The organism is Azospirillum halopraeferens DSM 3675 (assembly GCF_000429625.1).
Lineage (GTDB): Bacteria > Pseudomonadota > Alphaproteobacteria > Azospirillales > Azospirillaceae > Azospirillum > Azospirillum halopraeferens.
In genome coordinates this window covers 331927-348082 of the sequence record NZ_AUCF01000005.1, presented here as the reverse complement: position 1 = coordinate 348082, position 16156 = coordinate 331927, and the positions used below count along the sequence as shown (strand labels likewise).

The following is a 16156-nucleotide window of genomic DNA, read 5'->3' as shown; positions in this document are numbered from 1 at the left end:
AAGCTGAGCCTTACTAATCGCTCGATCGGCTTGATCCTCTGCGCTGCACCGCGCGCAGCAGCAAGCCCGATCCGCTACAAGACACGCCGCAAGACAGCAAACACCGTCCAAACGTCACTTTCACCCGTTCAGATCGTTGCGGCGTGGGCGCCCCGGTGACCCGGTGGTCATGGCGAGGGCTCCTGCACCCGATCCCATCCCGAACTCGGCCGTGAAATCCCTCAGCGCCAATGGTACTGCGTCTTAAGACGTGGGAGAGTAGGTCGCCGCCGGGTCACCACGGCGCCCACACCGAAACGATCATCCCTCTTCGCCTGTCCCGCACCTCTGACGCGGGGTGGAGCAGCCCGGTAGCTCGTCAGGCTCATAACCTGAAGGTCGCAGGTTCAAATCCTGCCCCCGCAACCAAATCAAAAGCCCCCGACGCTACACGGCGTCGGGGGCTTTTTCGCGTCCGTGCCGGTTACCCTTAGCGGTCATGCCGCTTGTGCAGTGCCTTCGCCACCGACTCTGGCGTGATAGCGTCGTGTTCCGCGGTCACAGGCTCTTCCCTTGCGGATGATGCCAGCCGCACGTCCCACAAGAGCAATGGTCACCGCTTCATCGCCCGTACGCCGCCGCCGGCGTGCGCGCTCCATCGCACGTACGCGATCAGCGCGGCGTGGACGATCCCGGCCGCGAGGCTGGTGTGGCCGCTGACCATCACCAGCCCGAGGCCCCAGCCCTGCCATCCCACCAACGCTGCCAGCGCGGCCAGCAGGGCGGCGGTGCCGACGAGGCGCAGGCCGGCGGAGGACCGCGTCGGCAGGCGACGTCCGAAGAGGTCGTGCTGTTGGCGGTCCATCGCCAGGGCCAGGGCCGCGAAGCCCGCCAGGCACAGCACGAACGGCAGCAGATGGTTCATGTCCCCTCATCCCTCGCGCAGGACACCGCCGGCCACGGCAGGGCGTGCCGGCCGGGCGGCGGGGCGGAGCGTGGCCCGGTGGCGGGCGGTGCGCATCGCCAACACCCCGTGAAGGGCCGCCAGCGCCCAGCACATCAGATCCATGCCGACGAACACCGCGTCCCCCGCGGCCAGGCTGTGCCAGAGCGGCCGCGGCGTCATGACGGCGTTGAGCACGGGCAGCAGCGCCAGCAGAGCGGCGGCGGCCCACAACTGCTCGACCCAGGCTCTCCCGGCCGGGCGCAGCACCGCGTGCACCAGCGTCAGTGCCCAGACGATGAAGAACGTGTGGATCTCCCAGTCGGCGCGCGCCGCCAGCGTCTCCGGCAGCAGGCGGTTGGACCACAGGAAGGCGGTCATGGCCACCGACAGGCCGGCGATGCTCGCGATGTTCAACCGCTCCACCGCGCGGAACCCCATATGGGGCCGCTCGGGGTCGGGCAGCTTCTGCCGGCGCTTGACGGTCCACATCACCAGGCCGGTACCGACCATCGCCGTGCCCATGGCGCTGACGAGAAAATACAGCCAGCGCGTCACCGTATCGCTGAAGCGCCCGAGGTGCAGCGCGTACAGCACGCCGCGCGTCTCGGCCGCGGCGCCCACCCCCTCGCGGATCTGCAACAGCCTGCCGGTGGCGCCGTCGAACTCCATGTACTGCGGGCTCATGGAGACGCGCCCGGCCTCCCCGCGCGCCACGGCCACCCGGGCCGCGGTGTCGCCGGGATGGGTCGCCGTGACCCGGCCGACGTTGTCGTGGCCCCAGCGCTCCCCGGCCTGACGCACCATCTCCGCCACCGACGCCAAAGGCGCCGGTACCCCGTCGGGCTTGCCCGGCTGGATGAAGACGCTGAGTTCGGCCGTGTACGCCCGGCGCTCCGCCGGTTCCCTGAACGCCGCCTGCTCCCCCCACGGCATGTACATGGCCATCAGCGTGACCAGGCCGGTGTAGGTGATCATCGCGTGGAAAGGCAGCCCGAACACCGACAGCGCGTTGTGCGCGTCCAGCCATGAGCGCTGCCCCTTGCCCCAGCGGAACGTGAAGAAGTCGACGAAGATCTTCTTGTGGGTGATGACGCCGCTGATGATGGCCATCAGCATGAACATGGCCGCAGCACCGGCCAGCCAGCGCCCCCACACCACGGGCATGTAATGGAACTGGAAATGGAAACGATAGAAGAAGTCGCCGCCCTGCGTGTCGCGCGCCGTGACCTTGCCGCCCGTGGCGGGATCGAAGTTGGCTTCATCGAAGGCACGCTGGCCGGGCCCGGCGGAGGGCACGCGCCAGAACGCATAGACGCTGTTGGTCCGCGCGTCGGGCAGGCGCAGGCTCCATTGCGCCGTGCCGGGGGCGATGGCCGCCAGCTCGTCGGCGATGCGCTGCGCCGCCTCAGCCCGGTCCGGAACCGCCGCCCGATGGGGCATCTCCGGACGCATCCACTGCGACAGCTCGTCCTTGAAGTACGACACCGTCCCGGTCAGGAACATGGCGTACAGAACCCATCCCAGCAGCAGGCCGACCCAGGTGTGCAGTTCGGACATGCTCGGGCGGAAGCCGCGTCCGGCGGGACGCGGGGTTTGATCCGTCTTCACGCGGGTCTCCTCGTTCATCGGCCAGGCCCCGTCACCAGACCGACCATGCCGCCGCCAGCAGCGGTGCGGCCGCGATGAGCAGGCCGGCCCAGGCCCGCGCGGCGCTGCGCGCCGCGAAGACCCAGACCACCGCCCCGGCCCAGATCAGGAAGCTGGCGAGCATGCCGGCGATGACCGCTTGCAGCTTGCTCACGGGCAGGGCCAGCACGGCCACGCCGGAGAGCGCCGCCAGCGCGTAACCGCCGAACAGCGCTGCCACGATGCGCGCGGCCACCGGACCGAAGGCGCGGATGCGCGTCACCACCGGAGCCACCACCCGGATCATTTGTGGGCAGCGGCCGCCGGCCCGGCGGGGATCGGCTCCAGACCCTCGGCGTGGACGTAGGTCGCGGTCGTGACGTAGCTCACGCCATCGTACGCCTCGGGACCGTTGGCCCCCGTACGCTCGCCGGGGCTGCCGTCGGTGATGCTGACCTCCGCTACGTAGGTGCCTTTCCACGGCATGTCGAAGGACACCAGGCCCGCCTCGTCGGTGTAATCCTCCTTCGACCAGCCGGACTGAGTGACCAGGGTCACCTTGGTCTTCGCCCGGGGCTGGCCGTTGAAGAACAGCTTGAACTGTCCCGGCTGGCCGGCCGGCACCAGGTCCAGCACCAGCCTGGGCGGAAGCTCGGCGAATCCGGTGATCAGCCGGGCGGCCGGGAGGTACCGGTTGGCGGTGGTCCGCTCGCCGTCCTTGCCGGCGTAGAGCGGGTAGAGCGCATCCTCGGCCACGATGCTGTCGCCGTTGGCGGCCCTGAAGGGCAGCGTGAAGCCGTCGGCGGCCTTGCCGGCGTCGGCGGTCCGCTCCCCCGTGGCGGAGACGAGGGTACCGGCCGGCTTGACGAACGTGTCGAGCAGACCCGGCGACTCCTCGCGCAGGTTCTCGCCGAACTCGCCGAAGCGGATCACCGCGTCCCGGCCGTCGGCCTGTTCGATCCAGATGTGGTGCGCCTGCGCCGACAGGGTGCCGGCCAGCAGGGCGACGATGGCGATGGAAAGCGTTTTCATGACCGATCCGGATTGGGTGTGAAGGGTCGGGCGGGCGATCAGAAATCGGCGGAGACGGACAGCAGCACCGTCCGCGGTGCGCCGACGGTCGCGTACGTCCCCGTCGTCAGCCAGTAGTCCTTGTCGAAAAGGTTCTCGACGTTGGCGCGCAGGGCCACGGGGGTGCCGGCCACCATGGTGTCGTAGCGCGCACCGATGTCGAAGCGCGTCCAGCCGTCGAAGCGCAGGGTGTTGGCGGTGTTCAGGAAAGGCCCGGAGGTGTGGATCACCCGTCCGTTGACGGAAAGGCCCTGAACCCACGGGAGGTCCCAGTCGAGACCGGCGGAGAAGGTCCGCTCCGGCACGCCGGCGGCCAGGTTGCCCTCTTCCGTCGCGATGGCCGTGCGGGTCAGCTTCGGCTCGATGAAGGATGCGCTGGCCATGCCGCGCAGGCCGGGCAGGATTTCGCCGTAGGCCGTCAGCTCCACGCCCCGGTTGCGCTGTTCGCCGTCATAGGCGAGCTCGTTGGACGCCGTGCGGATCGAGTTGGGGCGGGACAACTGGAAGACCGCCGCGGTGGTGGTGACCGTCCCCCAGTCGACCTTGACCCCGGCCTCGTACTGCTTCGACTTGTAGGGAGCCAGCACCGTGCCGGTGTTGGCGTAGCCGGCGCCGACGATGGTGCCGCGCGTCAGCCCCTCGGCGTAGTTGGCGTACACCGCGACGGTCTCCAGGGGCTTGACCACCACGCCGGCAAGGGGCGTCGTCGCGCTGGCCTTGTACGTGCTCGTCAGCGCGCCGGTGGCGGTGCTGTAGCTCTTGACCTCCACCGTCTGGTCGCGGACGCCCAGGGTCAGCAGCAGGCGGTCGTCGGCGAACGACAGGGTGTCGGCCACGGCGATGCTGGTCAGCGTCGTCCGGGATGCCCGCTGCGGCGACGTGCGCGGGGCCGTGATGACCGGCAGCGGCGAGGGGTTGTAGATGTTCGACGTCGCCGTGCCGGCGGACTGGATGTAGGCGTTGCCGGCCTCCTGCTGGAAGCCGGTGAAGCCGACGTTCAGGGTGTGGCGCACACCGGCCGTCTCAAAGCGCCAGCGCGCCCCGGCGTTGCCGCTGTAGGTGTGGCTGTAGGAATCATAATAGGAGTTGCGGACGCCGAAGGTGCCTGCCGCGTTCACCGCCGGGCCGGAGACGGGGAAGATCTGGTCGTTCTCGCCCTTGCGGTAGCCGACGCCGGCATAGGCGGTCAGCGTCTCCGTCACGTCCACCTCGACCGTGGAGGCGATGGTGGTATCCTTCTGGACCAGCGTGGTGTCGGGGTACCAGTTGCTGCGCGCGTCGGGCGGGGCGGGGATCGCCGTGGCGGTGGACAGAATGTTGATCTGCGGGCGGAAATTGTCCGTGTCGTCACGCTGGGCGATGGCGTCGAGCGTCCAGCGCAGACGCTCCCCGCGGTAGTCGACGGCCAGCGAACCGAGGGCGGACTGCACGTTGCCGTCGTCGATCGAGGCTTCGCCGTCGCGCAGCAGGCCGTTGAAGCGCACGCCCCAGGCGTTGTTCTCGCCGAACCGGCGCGCGGTGTCCACATGGGCGCCGACGTTCGACCGGCTCATGTAGGTGGTCGTCAGGCGCGTCAGGGGCTCGTCGCCGGCCTTCTTGCTGACGATGTTGATGCCGCCGCCGATGCTGCCGCCGGGTGCGATGCCGTTCATCAACGCGCCGGGACCCTTGAGCAGCTCGATGCGCTCGATGATCTGGGCCGGCACGCGGTTGGACGACACCAGGCCGTACATGCCGTTGAAGCCGACGTCACCCGCCCCGACGGCGAAGCCGCGGATCTGGAACGTGTCGTCGAACCCGTTGCTGCCGGTGGTGGTGCGCACCGACGCGTCGTTGATCAGCGTGTCGGCGGCGGTGCGGGCCTGCTGGTTCTCGATCAGCGTGGACGTGAAGTTGGTCGTGCTGAACGGCGTGTCCAGGGTGTCCCTTGTGCCGAGCAGGCCCAGCGACCCGCCCCGTGCCACCTGGCCGCCGGCATAGGGTGCCGGCAGCGCGCCGGGAGCCGATTCGCGGGTGGCCGTAACCTCCAGCGCCGGCAGGGTCATCGCGTCGGCCGGTGCGGCGGACGGCTGCTGAGCATGGGCCGCCGGCGCCAGGGTCAGGCCGCCCGCCAGCACGGCGCCGGCCAGATGGGCGGTCACCCCGATCGGGCGCGCACCGGCGGCACGGGGATCGGGGGCAGCGGAGGTGCCGCCCTGACGGCGGGCGGTGTGGCGCACGGCGGCCTTGCCGCGAACTCGATTCATAGTGGCCGGTTCCTCTACCAAGCGGCGGTTTCGCTATGCGACGGCCCGTAAACCCGGGGGCCCTTGGCGAGGCCGGAAAACGGGGTCGCGAATGCAAATGATTTGCATTATAAGTGGCTGGCCCGGGGCGGCGCAACATACATTTGTGTAGCCCGGTATGCTTCGCCGACGGGGACGCCATGCCCGTCCGTCCACCCGATCACCGTGTGCCTTACACGTTTCGGTAGCGGATCGGCATGCCCGGCGGCGGCGAGGGCTCGGCCCGTCGCCGCTCTCCCGCTACGCTCCCCGGGGGCGCTTGATTCGTCGGGGAGCGCCGCGTAAGGTGCGGCGCGCCTCAACAAGAATGCACGTGGCCGCCCATGGCGCCGAACAGCGCGAACTCCTCCGGCCTGTCCTTCCAGGCCCTGATCCTGAAGCTCCACCGGTTCTGGTCCGAACAGGGCTGCGTGATCCTCCAGCCCTACGACATGGAAGTGGGGGCCGGAACCTTTCACCCCGCGACGACGCTGCGCGCGCTGGGCCCCGACCCGTGGAAGGCCGCCTACGTGCAGCCGTCGCGCCGGCCCAAGGACGGCCGCTACGGCGAGAACCCGAACCGGCTGCAGCACTATTATCAGTACCAGGTGATCCTGAAGCCCTCGCCGGCCAACGCGCAGGAGCTGTACCTGAAGAGCCTGGAGGTGCTGGGCATCGACCCGCGCCTGCACGACATCCGCTTCGTCGAGGACGACTGGGAGAGCCCGACCCTGGGCGCCTGGGGCCTGGGGTGGGAGGTGTGGTGCGACGGCATGGAGGTGACGCAGTACACCTATTTCCAGCAGGTCGGCGGCATCGAGTGCGACCCCGTGGCGGTCGAGCTGACCTACGGGCTGGAGCGCCTGGCCATGTACGTGCAGGGCGTGGAGAACGTCTACGACCTGGACTTCAACGGACAGGGTGTGACGTACGGCGACGTCTTCAAGCGCGCCGAGGTGGAATACTCCGCCTACAACTTCGAGCACGCCAACACCGACGCGCTGCTTCAGCACTTCCGCGACGCCGAGGCGGAGTGCCGGGCGCTGGTGGAGCGCGGCGTGGCGCTGCCCGCCTACGATCAGTGCATCAAGGCGTCGCACCTGTTCAATCTGCTCGACGCGCGCGGCGTCATCAGCGTGGTCGAGCGCGCGTCCTACATCGGCCGTGTGCGCACGCTGGCCAAGGCGTGCTGCGAGGCGTGGATCGCCGGAGGGGCCCGCTGACATGCCCGAATTTCTGATCGAATTCTTCTCCGAAGAGATCCCGGCCCGCATGCAGGCGCGCGCGGCCGACGACCTCCGGCGCCTTGTCACCGACCGCCTCGCCGCCGCCGGCCTCACCTTCGGGGCGGTGCAGGCCCACTCCACCCCGCGCCGTCTGGCGCTGGTCGTCGAGGACCTGCCGGAGCGCACCGCCGACGTGCGGGAGGAGAAGAAGGGGCCGCGCGTCGGCGCGCCGGAGCAGGCGTTGCAGGGCTTCCTGAAGTCCGCCGGCCTGGAGTCGGCGGAGCAGTGCGAGCAGCGCGACACCGGCAAGGGCGTCTTCTACTTCGCCGTGACCGAAAAGCCGGGCCGCGACACCGCCGCCGTGCTGGCCGAGACGATCCCCGCCGTGATGGCCGAATTCCCCTGGCCCAAGTCCATGCGCTGGTCGCAGACGGACGTGCGCTGGGTGCGGCCGCTGCACGCGGTGCTTGCGCTCTTCGGCGGCCGGACGCTGGACGGCTCCGTGCCGCTGGGGCCGCGCCAGGGCGCGCTGTCCTTCACCGACACCACCCGCGGCCACCGTTTCCTGTCGCCCGAGCCCTTCGCGGTGACCGGCTTCGCCGATTACGCCGCCAAGCTGCGCGCCGCCCACGTGGTGCTGGACCGCGACGAGCGCAAGGCGAAGATCAAGGCCGACGCCGAGGCTCTCGCCGCCGCCGAAGGGCTGGTGCTGAAGCCCGACGAGGGGCTGCTGGAGGAGGTGGCCGGCCTGGTCGAATGGCCGGTGGTCCTGATGGGCCGCATCGACGACTCCTTCATGGACGTGCCGCAGGAGGTGCTGATCACCTCCATGCGCACGCATCAGAAATACTTCGCCCTGGTGGACGGCAACGGCCGCATGGCGCCGCGCTTCGTGGTGGTCGCCAACACCACCACCGGCGACGGCGGCAAGGCGGTGGTGGCCGGCAACGAGCGCGTGCTGCGCGCCCGCCTGTCGGACGCCAAGTTCTTCTGGGACCAGGACCGCAAGGTGAAGCTGGAGGAGCGGGTGCCGGCCCTGGCCGACATCACCTTCCACGCGCGCCTGGGCACGGTGGCGCAGAAGGTCACGCGCATGCAGACGCTGGCCGGGGAGCTGGCCCGCGCCATCGGCGCCGACGTTGACGCGGCGACCCGGGCGGCGCTGCTGGCCAAGGCCGACCTGGTCACCGGCGTGGTGGGCGAGTTCCCCGAGGTCCAGGGCATCATGGGCCGCTACTACGCGCTGGGCGAGGGAGAGCGGCCGGAGGTGGCGGAGGCGGTCGCCGACCACTACAGGCCCGTGGGCCCCAACGACACCTGCCCGACGGCGCCGGTGTCCGTGGCGGTGGCGCTGGCCGACAAGATCGACACGCTGGTCGGCTTCTTCGCCATCGACGAGAAGCCCACGGGGTCCAAGGACCCCTACGCGCTGCGCCGCGCCGCACTGGGCATCATCCGGCTGGTGCTGGAGAACGGGCTGCGGCTGAACCTGCTGGAGGTGTTCCGGGCGGCCCACCGGCTGCACGGCGCCGACGGGCTGGCCCCGGCCGACGGGGTGGCGGGCGACCTGCTGGCTTTCTTCGCCGATCGGCTGAAGGTGGTGCTGCGCGACCGGGGTGTCCGTCACGACCTGATCGACGCGGTGTTCGCGCTGGGCGGCGAGGATGATCTGGTGCGTCTGCTCGCACGGGTGCAGGCGTTGCAGGCGTTCGTCGGCTCGGAAGACGGCGCCAACCTGCTGACCGCCTGCAAGCGTGCCTCCAACATCGTGCGCATCGAGGAGAAGAAGGACGGCACCGCCCACGACCGGCCGGTCGACGCCGCCCTGTTGCAGCAGCCCGAGGAGAAGGAGCTGTACGCCGCCCTCACCGGTGCGGCGGAGCAGGCCGCCCCCCTGCTGGCGGCGGAGGACTTCGCCGGCGCCATGGCGGCGCTGGCCCGCCTGCGCGGCCCGGTGGACGCCTTTTTCGATACGGTCACGGTGAACGCCGAGGATCCGACGCTGCGCGTCAACCGCCTGCGGCTGCTCAGCCAGATCCGCACCACCCTGAATGCCGTGGCCGACGTCTCCCGCATCGAGGGATAAGCCGCCGCCATCGCTCCTCCCCCGCCCCCGGCGGGGGAGGAGCGATGCGATGGTCCGTGTTAGGGGTTTGCTCAGGCTTTGCCGGCTATCACGTGCGGGTGATCCGTTGCGGAGAGTGACGATGGCCCCTGTGGACGGCGTTCCGGTCCCTCGGCCGGTCCCCGGTACCGATCGGCGGGCCGGTGCGGTCGGTGGTTTGCGGCCCGATGGCAGCTATTTCGACGCGGAATTCCACTCCTATGTGGTGCCGGTGGTGCTGGGCCATCACCGGATCTCCAGCCGCGCCGACGACATGCTGGCGACGACGCTGGGGTCCTGCGTCGCGGTTTGCCTGCACGACGCCGGGGTCCGGGTGGGCGGCATGAATCACTTCCTGCTGCCGGGCCGGCCGGAGCGGGAGGGGCAGGGGGCGCCGACCCGGTACGGCGAGTGCGCCATGGAACGGCTGCTGGAAGACCTGCTGGCCCGAGGCGCCCGGCCCGACCGGCTGGAAGCGAAGCTGTTCGGGGGTGCCCGCGTTATCGACAGCAGTTTCGACGTCGGCCTGACCAACGCCACCTTCGCGCTGGATTGGGTGGCGCAGCGGGGAATCCGCCTCACCGGCCGGGATCTCGGCGGCACCGCCGGCCGCCGCGTCCTGTTCTTTCCCGCCAGCGGCAAGGTCCTGCGCCGCTTCCTGCGGCCCGATGCGGAGCGGGAGGCGATTGCCCGCGAACTGGACGCCCTGCGCACGCTGGGCGCCAATCCCGGCCGGGCGCCGTGACGGCGCCTATCGCTTTGCGATCAGGTAGGCCGCGAACCGCCGGTCGTCCTCGCGGATGTGGTCGAGCAGCCAGCGGCCTACGAAATCGCTGATGTTGGCCGCGGCCCAGCCATCGGGCTGGCCGTCGAGCAGGGTGATGAAGCTGTTCACCTGCTTCAGCAGCAGGTGATGGGATTCGACGTGCGCGGCGGTGTCGGGATAGCGGCTCTCATGCATCAATCCCTCTTCGTCGTCGAAGTGGCGGCAGACTTCGCCGACCAGCGTGTCGAGCAACGCCCGCACCGCGGCGCGGTCGCCGGCGCAGTCGGGATCGGCAAGGCGCTGGAACATGGCCAACAGGGCGGCGTGCTCGCGGTCGAGGACGGGGACGCCGATGACCAGGTCATCGGACCAGGCAAGGCTGGGAGTGTTCATGGCCGGGCCCCCTTATGCCCAGATGTCCATGACCAGTGTAGCACGGCCCTGCGCTCGGCGGCATGGCGAGTCGTCGCAACACATACGAATGTCCCCCTCCGGAGGATCGCTCCGGAGGGGGATATCGCCGCGGGTGATCAGTCGCGCTTGACGGTGTCGGCGTTCAGCGCCGCCTGGGCCGCCGCCAGCCGGGCGATCGGCACGCGGTACGGCGAACAGGAGACGTAGTCGAGCCCGACCTGTTCGCAGAAGGAGATGGAGGCGGGGTCGCCGCCGTGCTCGCCGCAGATGCCCAGCTTCAGGTCGGGGCGGACCTTGCGGCCGCGCTCGACACCGATGCGCACCAGCTCGCCCACGCCGTCCTGGTCCAGGGTGGCGAAGGGGTCATGCTCCAGGATGCCGGCGCGCTCGTAGTCGGGCAGGAAGCTGCCGGCATCGTCGCGGCTGATGCCGAACGTGGTCTGCGTCAGGTCGTTGGTGCCGAAGCTGAAGAATTCGGCCGATTCCGCGATCTCGTCGGCCCGCAGCGCCGCGCGCGGCAGTTCGATCATGGTGCCGACGTGATAGGTCAGGTCCTGACCCGTCGCCGCCTTCACCTGTTCCGCCGCCTTGTCGACCACGGCCTTCAGGATGTCCAGCTCCTTCTTGGTACCGATCAGCGGGATCATGATTTCCGGCGTCACCGTCTGGCCGGTCTTCTGCGCCACCTCCGCCGCGGCGGTGAAGATGGCGCGGGCCTGCATCTCGTAGATCTCCGGGAAGGTGATGCCGAGACGGCAGCCGCGATGGCCCAGCATCGGGTTCGCCTCGTGGAGCTGGACGGCCCGGTGATGGACGCGCAGCGGGTCGGTGCCGGCGGCCCTGGCCACCTCCTCCATCTCCGCCTCGGTGTTGGGCAGGAACTCGTGCAGCGGCGGGTCGAGCAGGCGGATGGTCACCGGCAGGCCGGCCATGATCTCGAACAGCTCGACGAAGTCCTGCTTCTGGAAGGGCTCCAGCTTGTCCAGCGCCTTGCGGCGGCCCTCTTCGGTCTCCGCGAGGATCATCTCGCGCACCGCCAGGATGCGGTTGGGATCGAAGAACATGTGCTCGGTGCGCGACAGGCCGATGCCTTCGGCGCCGAACTTGCGGGCGGTGCGGGCGTCCAGCGGCGTCTCGGCGTTGGCGCGCACGCCCATGCGGCGGATCTCGTCGGCCCAGCCCATCAGGGTGGCGAAATCGCCCGACAGCTCCGGCTGGATGGTCGGGACGGAGCCCAGCATCACCTCGCCGGTGGAGCCGTCGATGGTGATGGTGTCGCCCTCGCGCACCGTGATGTCGCGCACCGACATGATCTTGTTCTTGTAGTCGACGCGCAGTTCGCCGGCCCCGGCGACGCAGGCCCGGCCCATGCCGCGGGCGACCACGGCGGCGTGGCTGGTCATGCCGCCGCGGGTGGTCAGGATGCCGCGGGCGGCGTGCATGCCGTGGATGTCCTCGGGGCTGGTCTCGACGCGGCAGAGGATGACCGCGTCACCCAGCGCCGCCTGGCTTTCCGCCTCGTCGGCGGTGAAGACCACCTTGCCCGACGCGGCCCCCGGCGACGCCGGCAGGCCCTTGGCGATGACCGTGCGATCGGCTTTCGGGTCCAGCGTGGGGTGGAGGAGCTGGTCGAGGGAGGCGGGGTCGATGCGCTTCACCGCCTCGGCCTTGTCGATGACACCCTCGGTGCACAGGTCCACGGCGATCTTCAGGGCGGCCGCCGCGGTGCGCTTGCCGGTGCGCGTCTGCAGCATGTACAGCGTGCCCTGCTGGACCGTGAACTCGATGTCCTGCATGTCGCGGTAGTGCTTCTCCAGCGTCAGCCGGACGCCGTCGAGCTGCCTGAACACCTCCGGCATGACCTCTTCCATGGCCGGCAGGTCGGACTTGTTGGACTCCTTGCCGGCGATGGTGAGGTGCTGCGGCGTGCGGATGCCGGCCACCACGTCCTCGCCCTGGGCGTTCACCAGGTACTCGCCGTAGAACAGGTTCTCGCCGGTGGACGGGTTGCGGGTGAAGGCCACGCCGGTGGCGCAGTCGTTGCCCATGTTGCCGAACACCATGCACTGCACGTTGACCGCCGTGCCCCAGTCGGCCGGGATGTCGTGCAGCTTGCGGTAGGTGATGGCGCGGGCGTTCATCCACGACCCGAAGACGGCGCCGATGGCGCCCCAGAGCTGTTCCTGGACGTCCTGCGGGAAGGGATGCCCCAGCTCGCGCTCCACCATCGCCTTGTAGTCGGCGACGACGGCCTGCCAGTCCTCGGCGGTCAGGTCGGTGTCGAAGTGCTTGTTCTTGTCGCGCTTGTGCGACTCGAGAATCTCCTCGAAGTGGTGATGGTCGACGTCCAGCACGACGTTGCCGTACATCTGGATGAAACGGCGATAGCTGTCATAGGCGAAGCGCGGGTCGCCGGAGCGCGTCACCAGCCCCTGCACCGTGGTGTCGTTGAGGCCGAGGTTCAGCACCGTGTCCATCATGCCCGGCATGGACGCCCGGGCGCCGGAACGCACGGACACCAGCAGCGGGTTCACCGGGTCGCCGAACTTGGCGCCCATCGCCTGCTCCAGGCCGGCCAGGGCCTGGTCGATCTGGCCGCGCAGGTCGTCCGGATACTTCCGGCCGTTGGCATAGAAATAGGTGCAGACGCCGGTGGTGATGGTGAACCCCGGCGGCACGGGCAGCCCCAGATTGGCCATCTCGGCCAGGTTGGCGCCCTTGCCGCCCAGAAGGTTCTTCATGTCGGCGCGGCCTTCGGTCTTTCCGCCGCCGAAGCTGTAGACCCACTTGTTGTCGCCCTGGCTCGCCATCGTGGATTCCTTTGTTCGCTTCTGTCGCTCGCTCGCCTGTCCCGGGTCGGTTCCCGCAGCCTCTCCGGGCGACGCCGCGGGAAAGGCAGGGCGGGCCAACTATGGTGGAGTCGGTTCTAATCGCTCAAGTGAGCGGAAGTCGAGGCAAACCTATGCCACCTTTGCGCATGGGTCCGTCGCCGACCGGTCCTAAAGCAGCGTGACCCGGGTGGCTTCACGCCCCTTCGCCGCTTCCTGCACCTGCATAAGGACCCGCTGGCCCGCCGCCAGATCGTTCAGGTGGCAGCGGCGCAGCACGCTCTTGTGCACGAACACGTCCTTGGCGCCGTCGTCGGCGGTGACGAAGCCGAACCCCTTGTCCGGCTTGAACCATTTCACCGTCCCCGACACCTCCTCCTGCGGGCCGGCCGGTGCGGCGGGCCGATGCCGAGCGGGACGGGGCGGGGCTTCGGACGGCCGCACGTCGACGATGCGCAACACCTGCGGCCCCTTGACGCCGGGGCCCACGGTGCACACCACTTCCGCACCCTCGTTCAGGTCGTGCAGGCCGGCGCGGTTGAGCACGGAGATGTGCAGGAAGGCGTCCGGCGATCCGTCAGCCGGCGCCACGAAACCGAAACCTTTCGACACGTTGAACCATTTCACCAGAGCCCGAACCCGGGCTTCGCCGTCCACCGCATCCGGTTCGGCGTTGGTCTGATCGACGCGAGACACGTGCCCTACCCCCGACCCGGCGCGCCGCGCGACCGGGCCGCAGGACCGGATCGGACCGCGCGGGCGCGATTGCACCGCGGACGCGGCACCGGGCGCGCCCGGCGCCGCCCCGGCGGGAATATTAGCCACACGGCAAGGGGAGTCTCCAGCCCATTCTTCCCTGCCGATGCCGCGGTTCGCGCGGGTGCGGGGGGCCGCGACGTCCGGCCGCAGAGCTTGCCGGATCGGGGATCGCTGCCCATTTGCGGGGAAAAGCCAACAGGTGGGGGATCGAATCATGGCCGAGGCCGCAGCGACCGTGCCGTCCCTTCCGTGGGAGCGGCGCTATCCGCCGGACGTGGACTGGAACGCGGCGATTCCCGTGGCTCCCCTCGACCGGCTGCTGGACGAGGCGGTGGAGCGGTACGGCGACCGCCCCTTCCTGGATTTTCTCGGCCGCCGTTCCACCTACGCCGCGGTCGGGGCGCTGGTCGACCGGGCTGCCGCCGGGCTGCAGGCGATGGGGATCGGGCGCGGCAGCCGCGTCGGGCTGTTCCTGCCCAACACGCCCTATTACGTTGTCTGCTTCTACGCCGTGCTGAAGGCCGGCGGCACGGTGGTGAATTTCAATCCCCTCTACGCCGAGCGGGAGATCGCCCAGCAGATCACCGACGCCGGCGTCGACGCCATGGTGACCCTCGATCTCGCCGTGCTCTACGACAAGCTGGCGCGGGTGATGGAGGGGACGGGGCTGAAACGGGTCATCGTCTGCCCCATGGCCGACGTCCTGCCCTGGCCGAAGAACTGGCTGTTTCCCATCGTCCGGCGCAAGGAGCGGGCGCGCGTCCCGGCCGACGACCGGCACGTCTCCTTCCGCCGCCTGGTCGCCAACGACGGCCGGTACGAGCGGCCGGCCATCGACCCGGCGGCCGACGTGGCGGTGCTCCAGTACACCGGAGGCACCACCGGCATCCCCAAGGGGGCGATGCTGACCCACGCCAACCTCTACGCCAACGCGGTGCAGAGCACCCTGTGGTTCTCCACCGCCCGGCCGGGCGAGGAGCGCATGCTGGGCGTCCTGCCCTTCTTCCACGTCTTCGCCATGACCGTGGCGATGAACCTGTCGATCCGCCTGGGTGCGGAGATCGTGCTGCTGCCGCGCTTCGACCTGGACCAGGTGATGGAGACGATCCACAGGCGCAAGCCGACCCTGTTCCCGGCGGTGCCCACCATCTACACCGCCATCAACCACCACAAGCGCCTGAAGGATTTCGACCTGTCGTCGATCCGCCTGTGCCTGTCGGGTGGCGCGCCGCTGCCCATGGAGGTCAAGGAGGCGTTCGAGCGCAACACCGGCTGCACCCTGGTGGAGGGCTACGGCCTGACGGAATCGTCCCCCGTCGCCACATGCAACCCCATGAACGGGGTGAACAAGGCGGGCTCCATCGGTCTGCCCCTGCCGGGAACCACCATCGAGATCGTCAGCCTGGACGAGCCGCGCCGGGTGCTGCCGGCGGGCGAGCGGGGGGAGGTGTGCATCCGCGGCCCCCAGGTCATGAAAGGCTATTGGAACAAGCCGTCGGAAACCGAGATGACGCTGGTCGACGGGCGGCTGCACACGGGCGACGTCGGGATCATGGACGAGGACGGCTACGTCTTCATCGTCGACCGCATCAAGGACATGATCCTGTGCAGCGGCTTCAACGTCTATCCCCGCAACGTGGAGGAGGCGATCTACCTGCACCCCGCGGTCGCCGAATGCGTTGTCGCCGGCCTGCCGGACGCGTACCGTGGCCAGACGGTCAAAGCCTACATCCGCGTCGCCGACGGGGCGTCGCTGACGCAGGGGGAGCTGACCGCCTTCCTGAAGGACAAGCTGTCGCCCATCGAGATGCCCAAGTTCGTCGAATTCCGCGAATCGCTGCCCAAGACCATGATCGGCAAGCTGTCGCGCAAGGCCCTGCTGGAGGAAGAGGAGGCCCGCCGTGGCACCGCCGGTGGCTGACGGCCCGCCCCCCGCCCGCGATCCGGCGGCACGGCAGCGCCTGCGCGGGTTCCTCAACCACCTCATCGCCTATTTCGCGGTGATGGTGGTGGTGGTGCCGATCAACGCCGCCACCACGCCGCAAACGCCGTGGTTCCTCTTCCTGCTGGTCGGCTGGGGGGCGCCGCTGGCGATCCACGCCGCCTACGCCATGGGGCTGCTCAGACGACGCTCCGGCTGACGGCGCTCGCCGCCGCCGGCGCTTTGGGCTAG

The 16156-nt window shown here is 69.6% G+C and carries 13 protein-coding genes, 1 tRNA gene and 1 rRNA gene; 7 read left to right on the top strand and 8 right to left on the bottom strand.

What is annotated here, in order from left to right:
- Nucleotides 1–159 precede the first annotated feature (159 nt).
- Together rrf and G472_RS0107870 are read left to right on the top strand one after the other, a co-directional pair.
- A 5S ribosomal RNA gene (gene rrf, locus G472_RS0107875) occupies nt 160–275 on the top strand.
- Between the two features lie 56 nt (nt 276–331).
- Nucleotides 332–408: transfer RNA gene (locus G472_RS0107870), tRNA-Met, on the top strand.
- A gap of 184 nt (nt 409–592) precedes the next feature.
- On the opposite strand, the gene G472_RS31915 is transcribed toward G472_RS0107870, so the two are convergent.
- From G472_RS31915 to G472_RS0107845, 5 genes are read right to left on the bottom strand one after another with little or no spacing between them, the layout of a single operon-like run.
- Nucleotides 593–904 carry a DUF3325 domain-containing protein gene (locus tag G472_RS31915; protein WP_035691487.1) on the bottom strand — a complete coding sequence of 104 codons (312 nt, stop codon included), beginning with the start codon at nt 902–904 and terminating at the stop codon, nt 593–595.
- Nucleotides 905–910: 6 nt separating this feature from the next.
- The gene (locus tag G472_RS0107860) at nt 911–2533 is read right to left on the bottom strand and encodes a PepSY-associated TM helix domain-containing protein (protein WP_029007940.1); all 1623 of its coding nucleotides are present in this window, start codon (nt 2531–2533) and stop codon (nt 911–913) included.
- Nucleotides 2534–2564: 31 nt separating this feature from the next.
- Nucleotides 2565–2837: a DUF3649 domain-containing protein gene (locus G472_RS0107855; protein WP_245593419.1), complete on the bottom strand. Its 273-nt coding sequence runs from the start codon at nt 2835–2837 to the stop codon at nt 2565–2567.
- Between the two features lie 17 nt (nt 2838–2854).
- Nucleotides 2855–3583, bottom strand: a complete 729-nt coding sequence (locus tag G472_RS0107850) for a DUF4198 domain-containing protein (RefSeq protein WP_029007938.1) — start codon at nt 3581–3583, stop codon at nt 2855–2857.
- 38 nt (nt 3584–3621) lie between these two features.
- Nucleotides 3622–5868 (bottom strand): TonB-dependent receptor, encoded by a 2247-nt coding sequence (locus G472_RS0107845; RefSeq protein WP_084536516.1) that lies wholly within the window; start codon nt 5866–5868, stop codon nt 3622–3624.
- A 362-nt stretch (nt 5869–6230) separates the two neighbouring features.
- On the opposite strand from G472_RS0107845, the gene G472_RS0107840 reads away from it, so the two are divergent.
- From G472_RS0107840 to G472_RS0107830, 3 genes are all read left to right on the top strand, one after another.
- Nucleotides 6231–7109, top strand: a complete 879-nt coding sequence (locus G472_RS0107840) for a glycine--tRNA ligase subunit alpha (protein ID WP_029007936.1) — start codon at nt 6231–6233, stop codon at nt 7107–7109.
- A gap of 1 nt (nt 7110) precedes the next feature.
- Nucleotides 7111–9198 carry a glycine--tRNA ligase subunit beta gene (glyS, locus tag G472_RS0107835; protein WP_029007935.1) on the top strand — a complete coding sequence of 696 codons (2088 nt, stop codon included), beginning with the start codon at nt 7111–7113 and terminating at the stop codon, nt 9196–9198.
- A 121-nt stretch (nt 9199–9319) separates the two neighbouring features.
- Nucleotides 9320–9961 (top strand): chemotaxis protein CheD, encoded by a 642-nt coding sequence (locus G472_RS0107830; RefSeq protein ID WP_051340553.1) that lies wholly within the window; start codon nt 9320–9322, stop codon nt 9959–9961.
- 6 nt (nt 9962–9967) lie between these two features.
- Here the strand turns inward: G472_RS0107830 and G472_RS0107825 are convergent, their stop codons facing one another.
- From G472_RS0107825 to G472_RS40520, 3 genes are all read right to left on the bottom strand, one after another.
- Nucleotides 9968–10375: a bacteriohemerythrin gene (locus tag G472_RS0107825; RefSeq protein WP_029007933.1), complete on the bottom strand. Its 408-nt coding sequence runs from the start codon at nt 10373–10375 to the stop codon at nt 9968–9970.
- 137 nt (nt 10376–10512) lie between these two features.
- The gene (ppdK, locus tag G472_RS0107820) at nt 10513–13206 is read right to left on the bottom strand and encodes a pyruvate, phosphate dikinase (RefSeq protein WP_029007932.1); all 2694 of its coding nucleotides are present in this window, start codon (nt 13204–13206) and stop codon (nt 10513–10515) included.
- A 189-nt stretch (nt 13207–13395) separates the two neighbouring features.
- Nucleotides 13396–13920: a cold-shock protein gene (locus G472_RS40520; protein ID WP_281173325.1), complete on the bottom strand. Its 525-nt coding sequence runs from the start codon at nt 13918–13920 to the stop codon at nt 13396–13398.
- Between the two features lie 277 nt (nt 13921–14197).
- On the opposite strand from G472_RS40520, the gene G472_RS0107810 reads away from it, so the two are divergent.
- Both G472_RS0107810 and G472_RS31905 read left to right on the top strand, forming a co-directional pair.
- Nucleotides 14198–15904 carry a long-chain-fatty-acid--CoA ligase gene (locus G472_RS0107810; protein ID WP_029007931.1) on the top strand — a complete coding sequence of 569 codons (1707 nt, stop codon included), beginning with the start codon at nt 14198–14200 and terminating at the stop codon, nt 15902–15904.
- Nucleotides 15885–16124, top strand: a complete 240-nt coding sequence (locus G472_RS31905) for a 2TM domain-containing protein (protein WP_035691479.1) — start codon at nt 15885–15887, stop codon at nt 16122–16124. Before G472_RS0107810 ends, G472_RS31905 begins: the two co-directional genes overlap by 20 nt.
- Nucleotides 16125–16156: the final 32 nt, after the last annotated feature.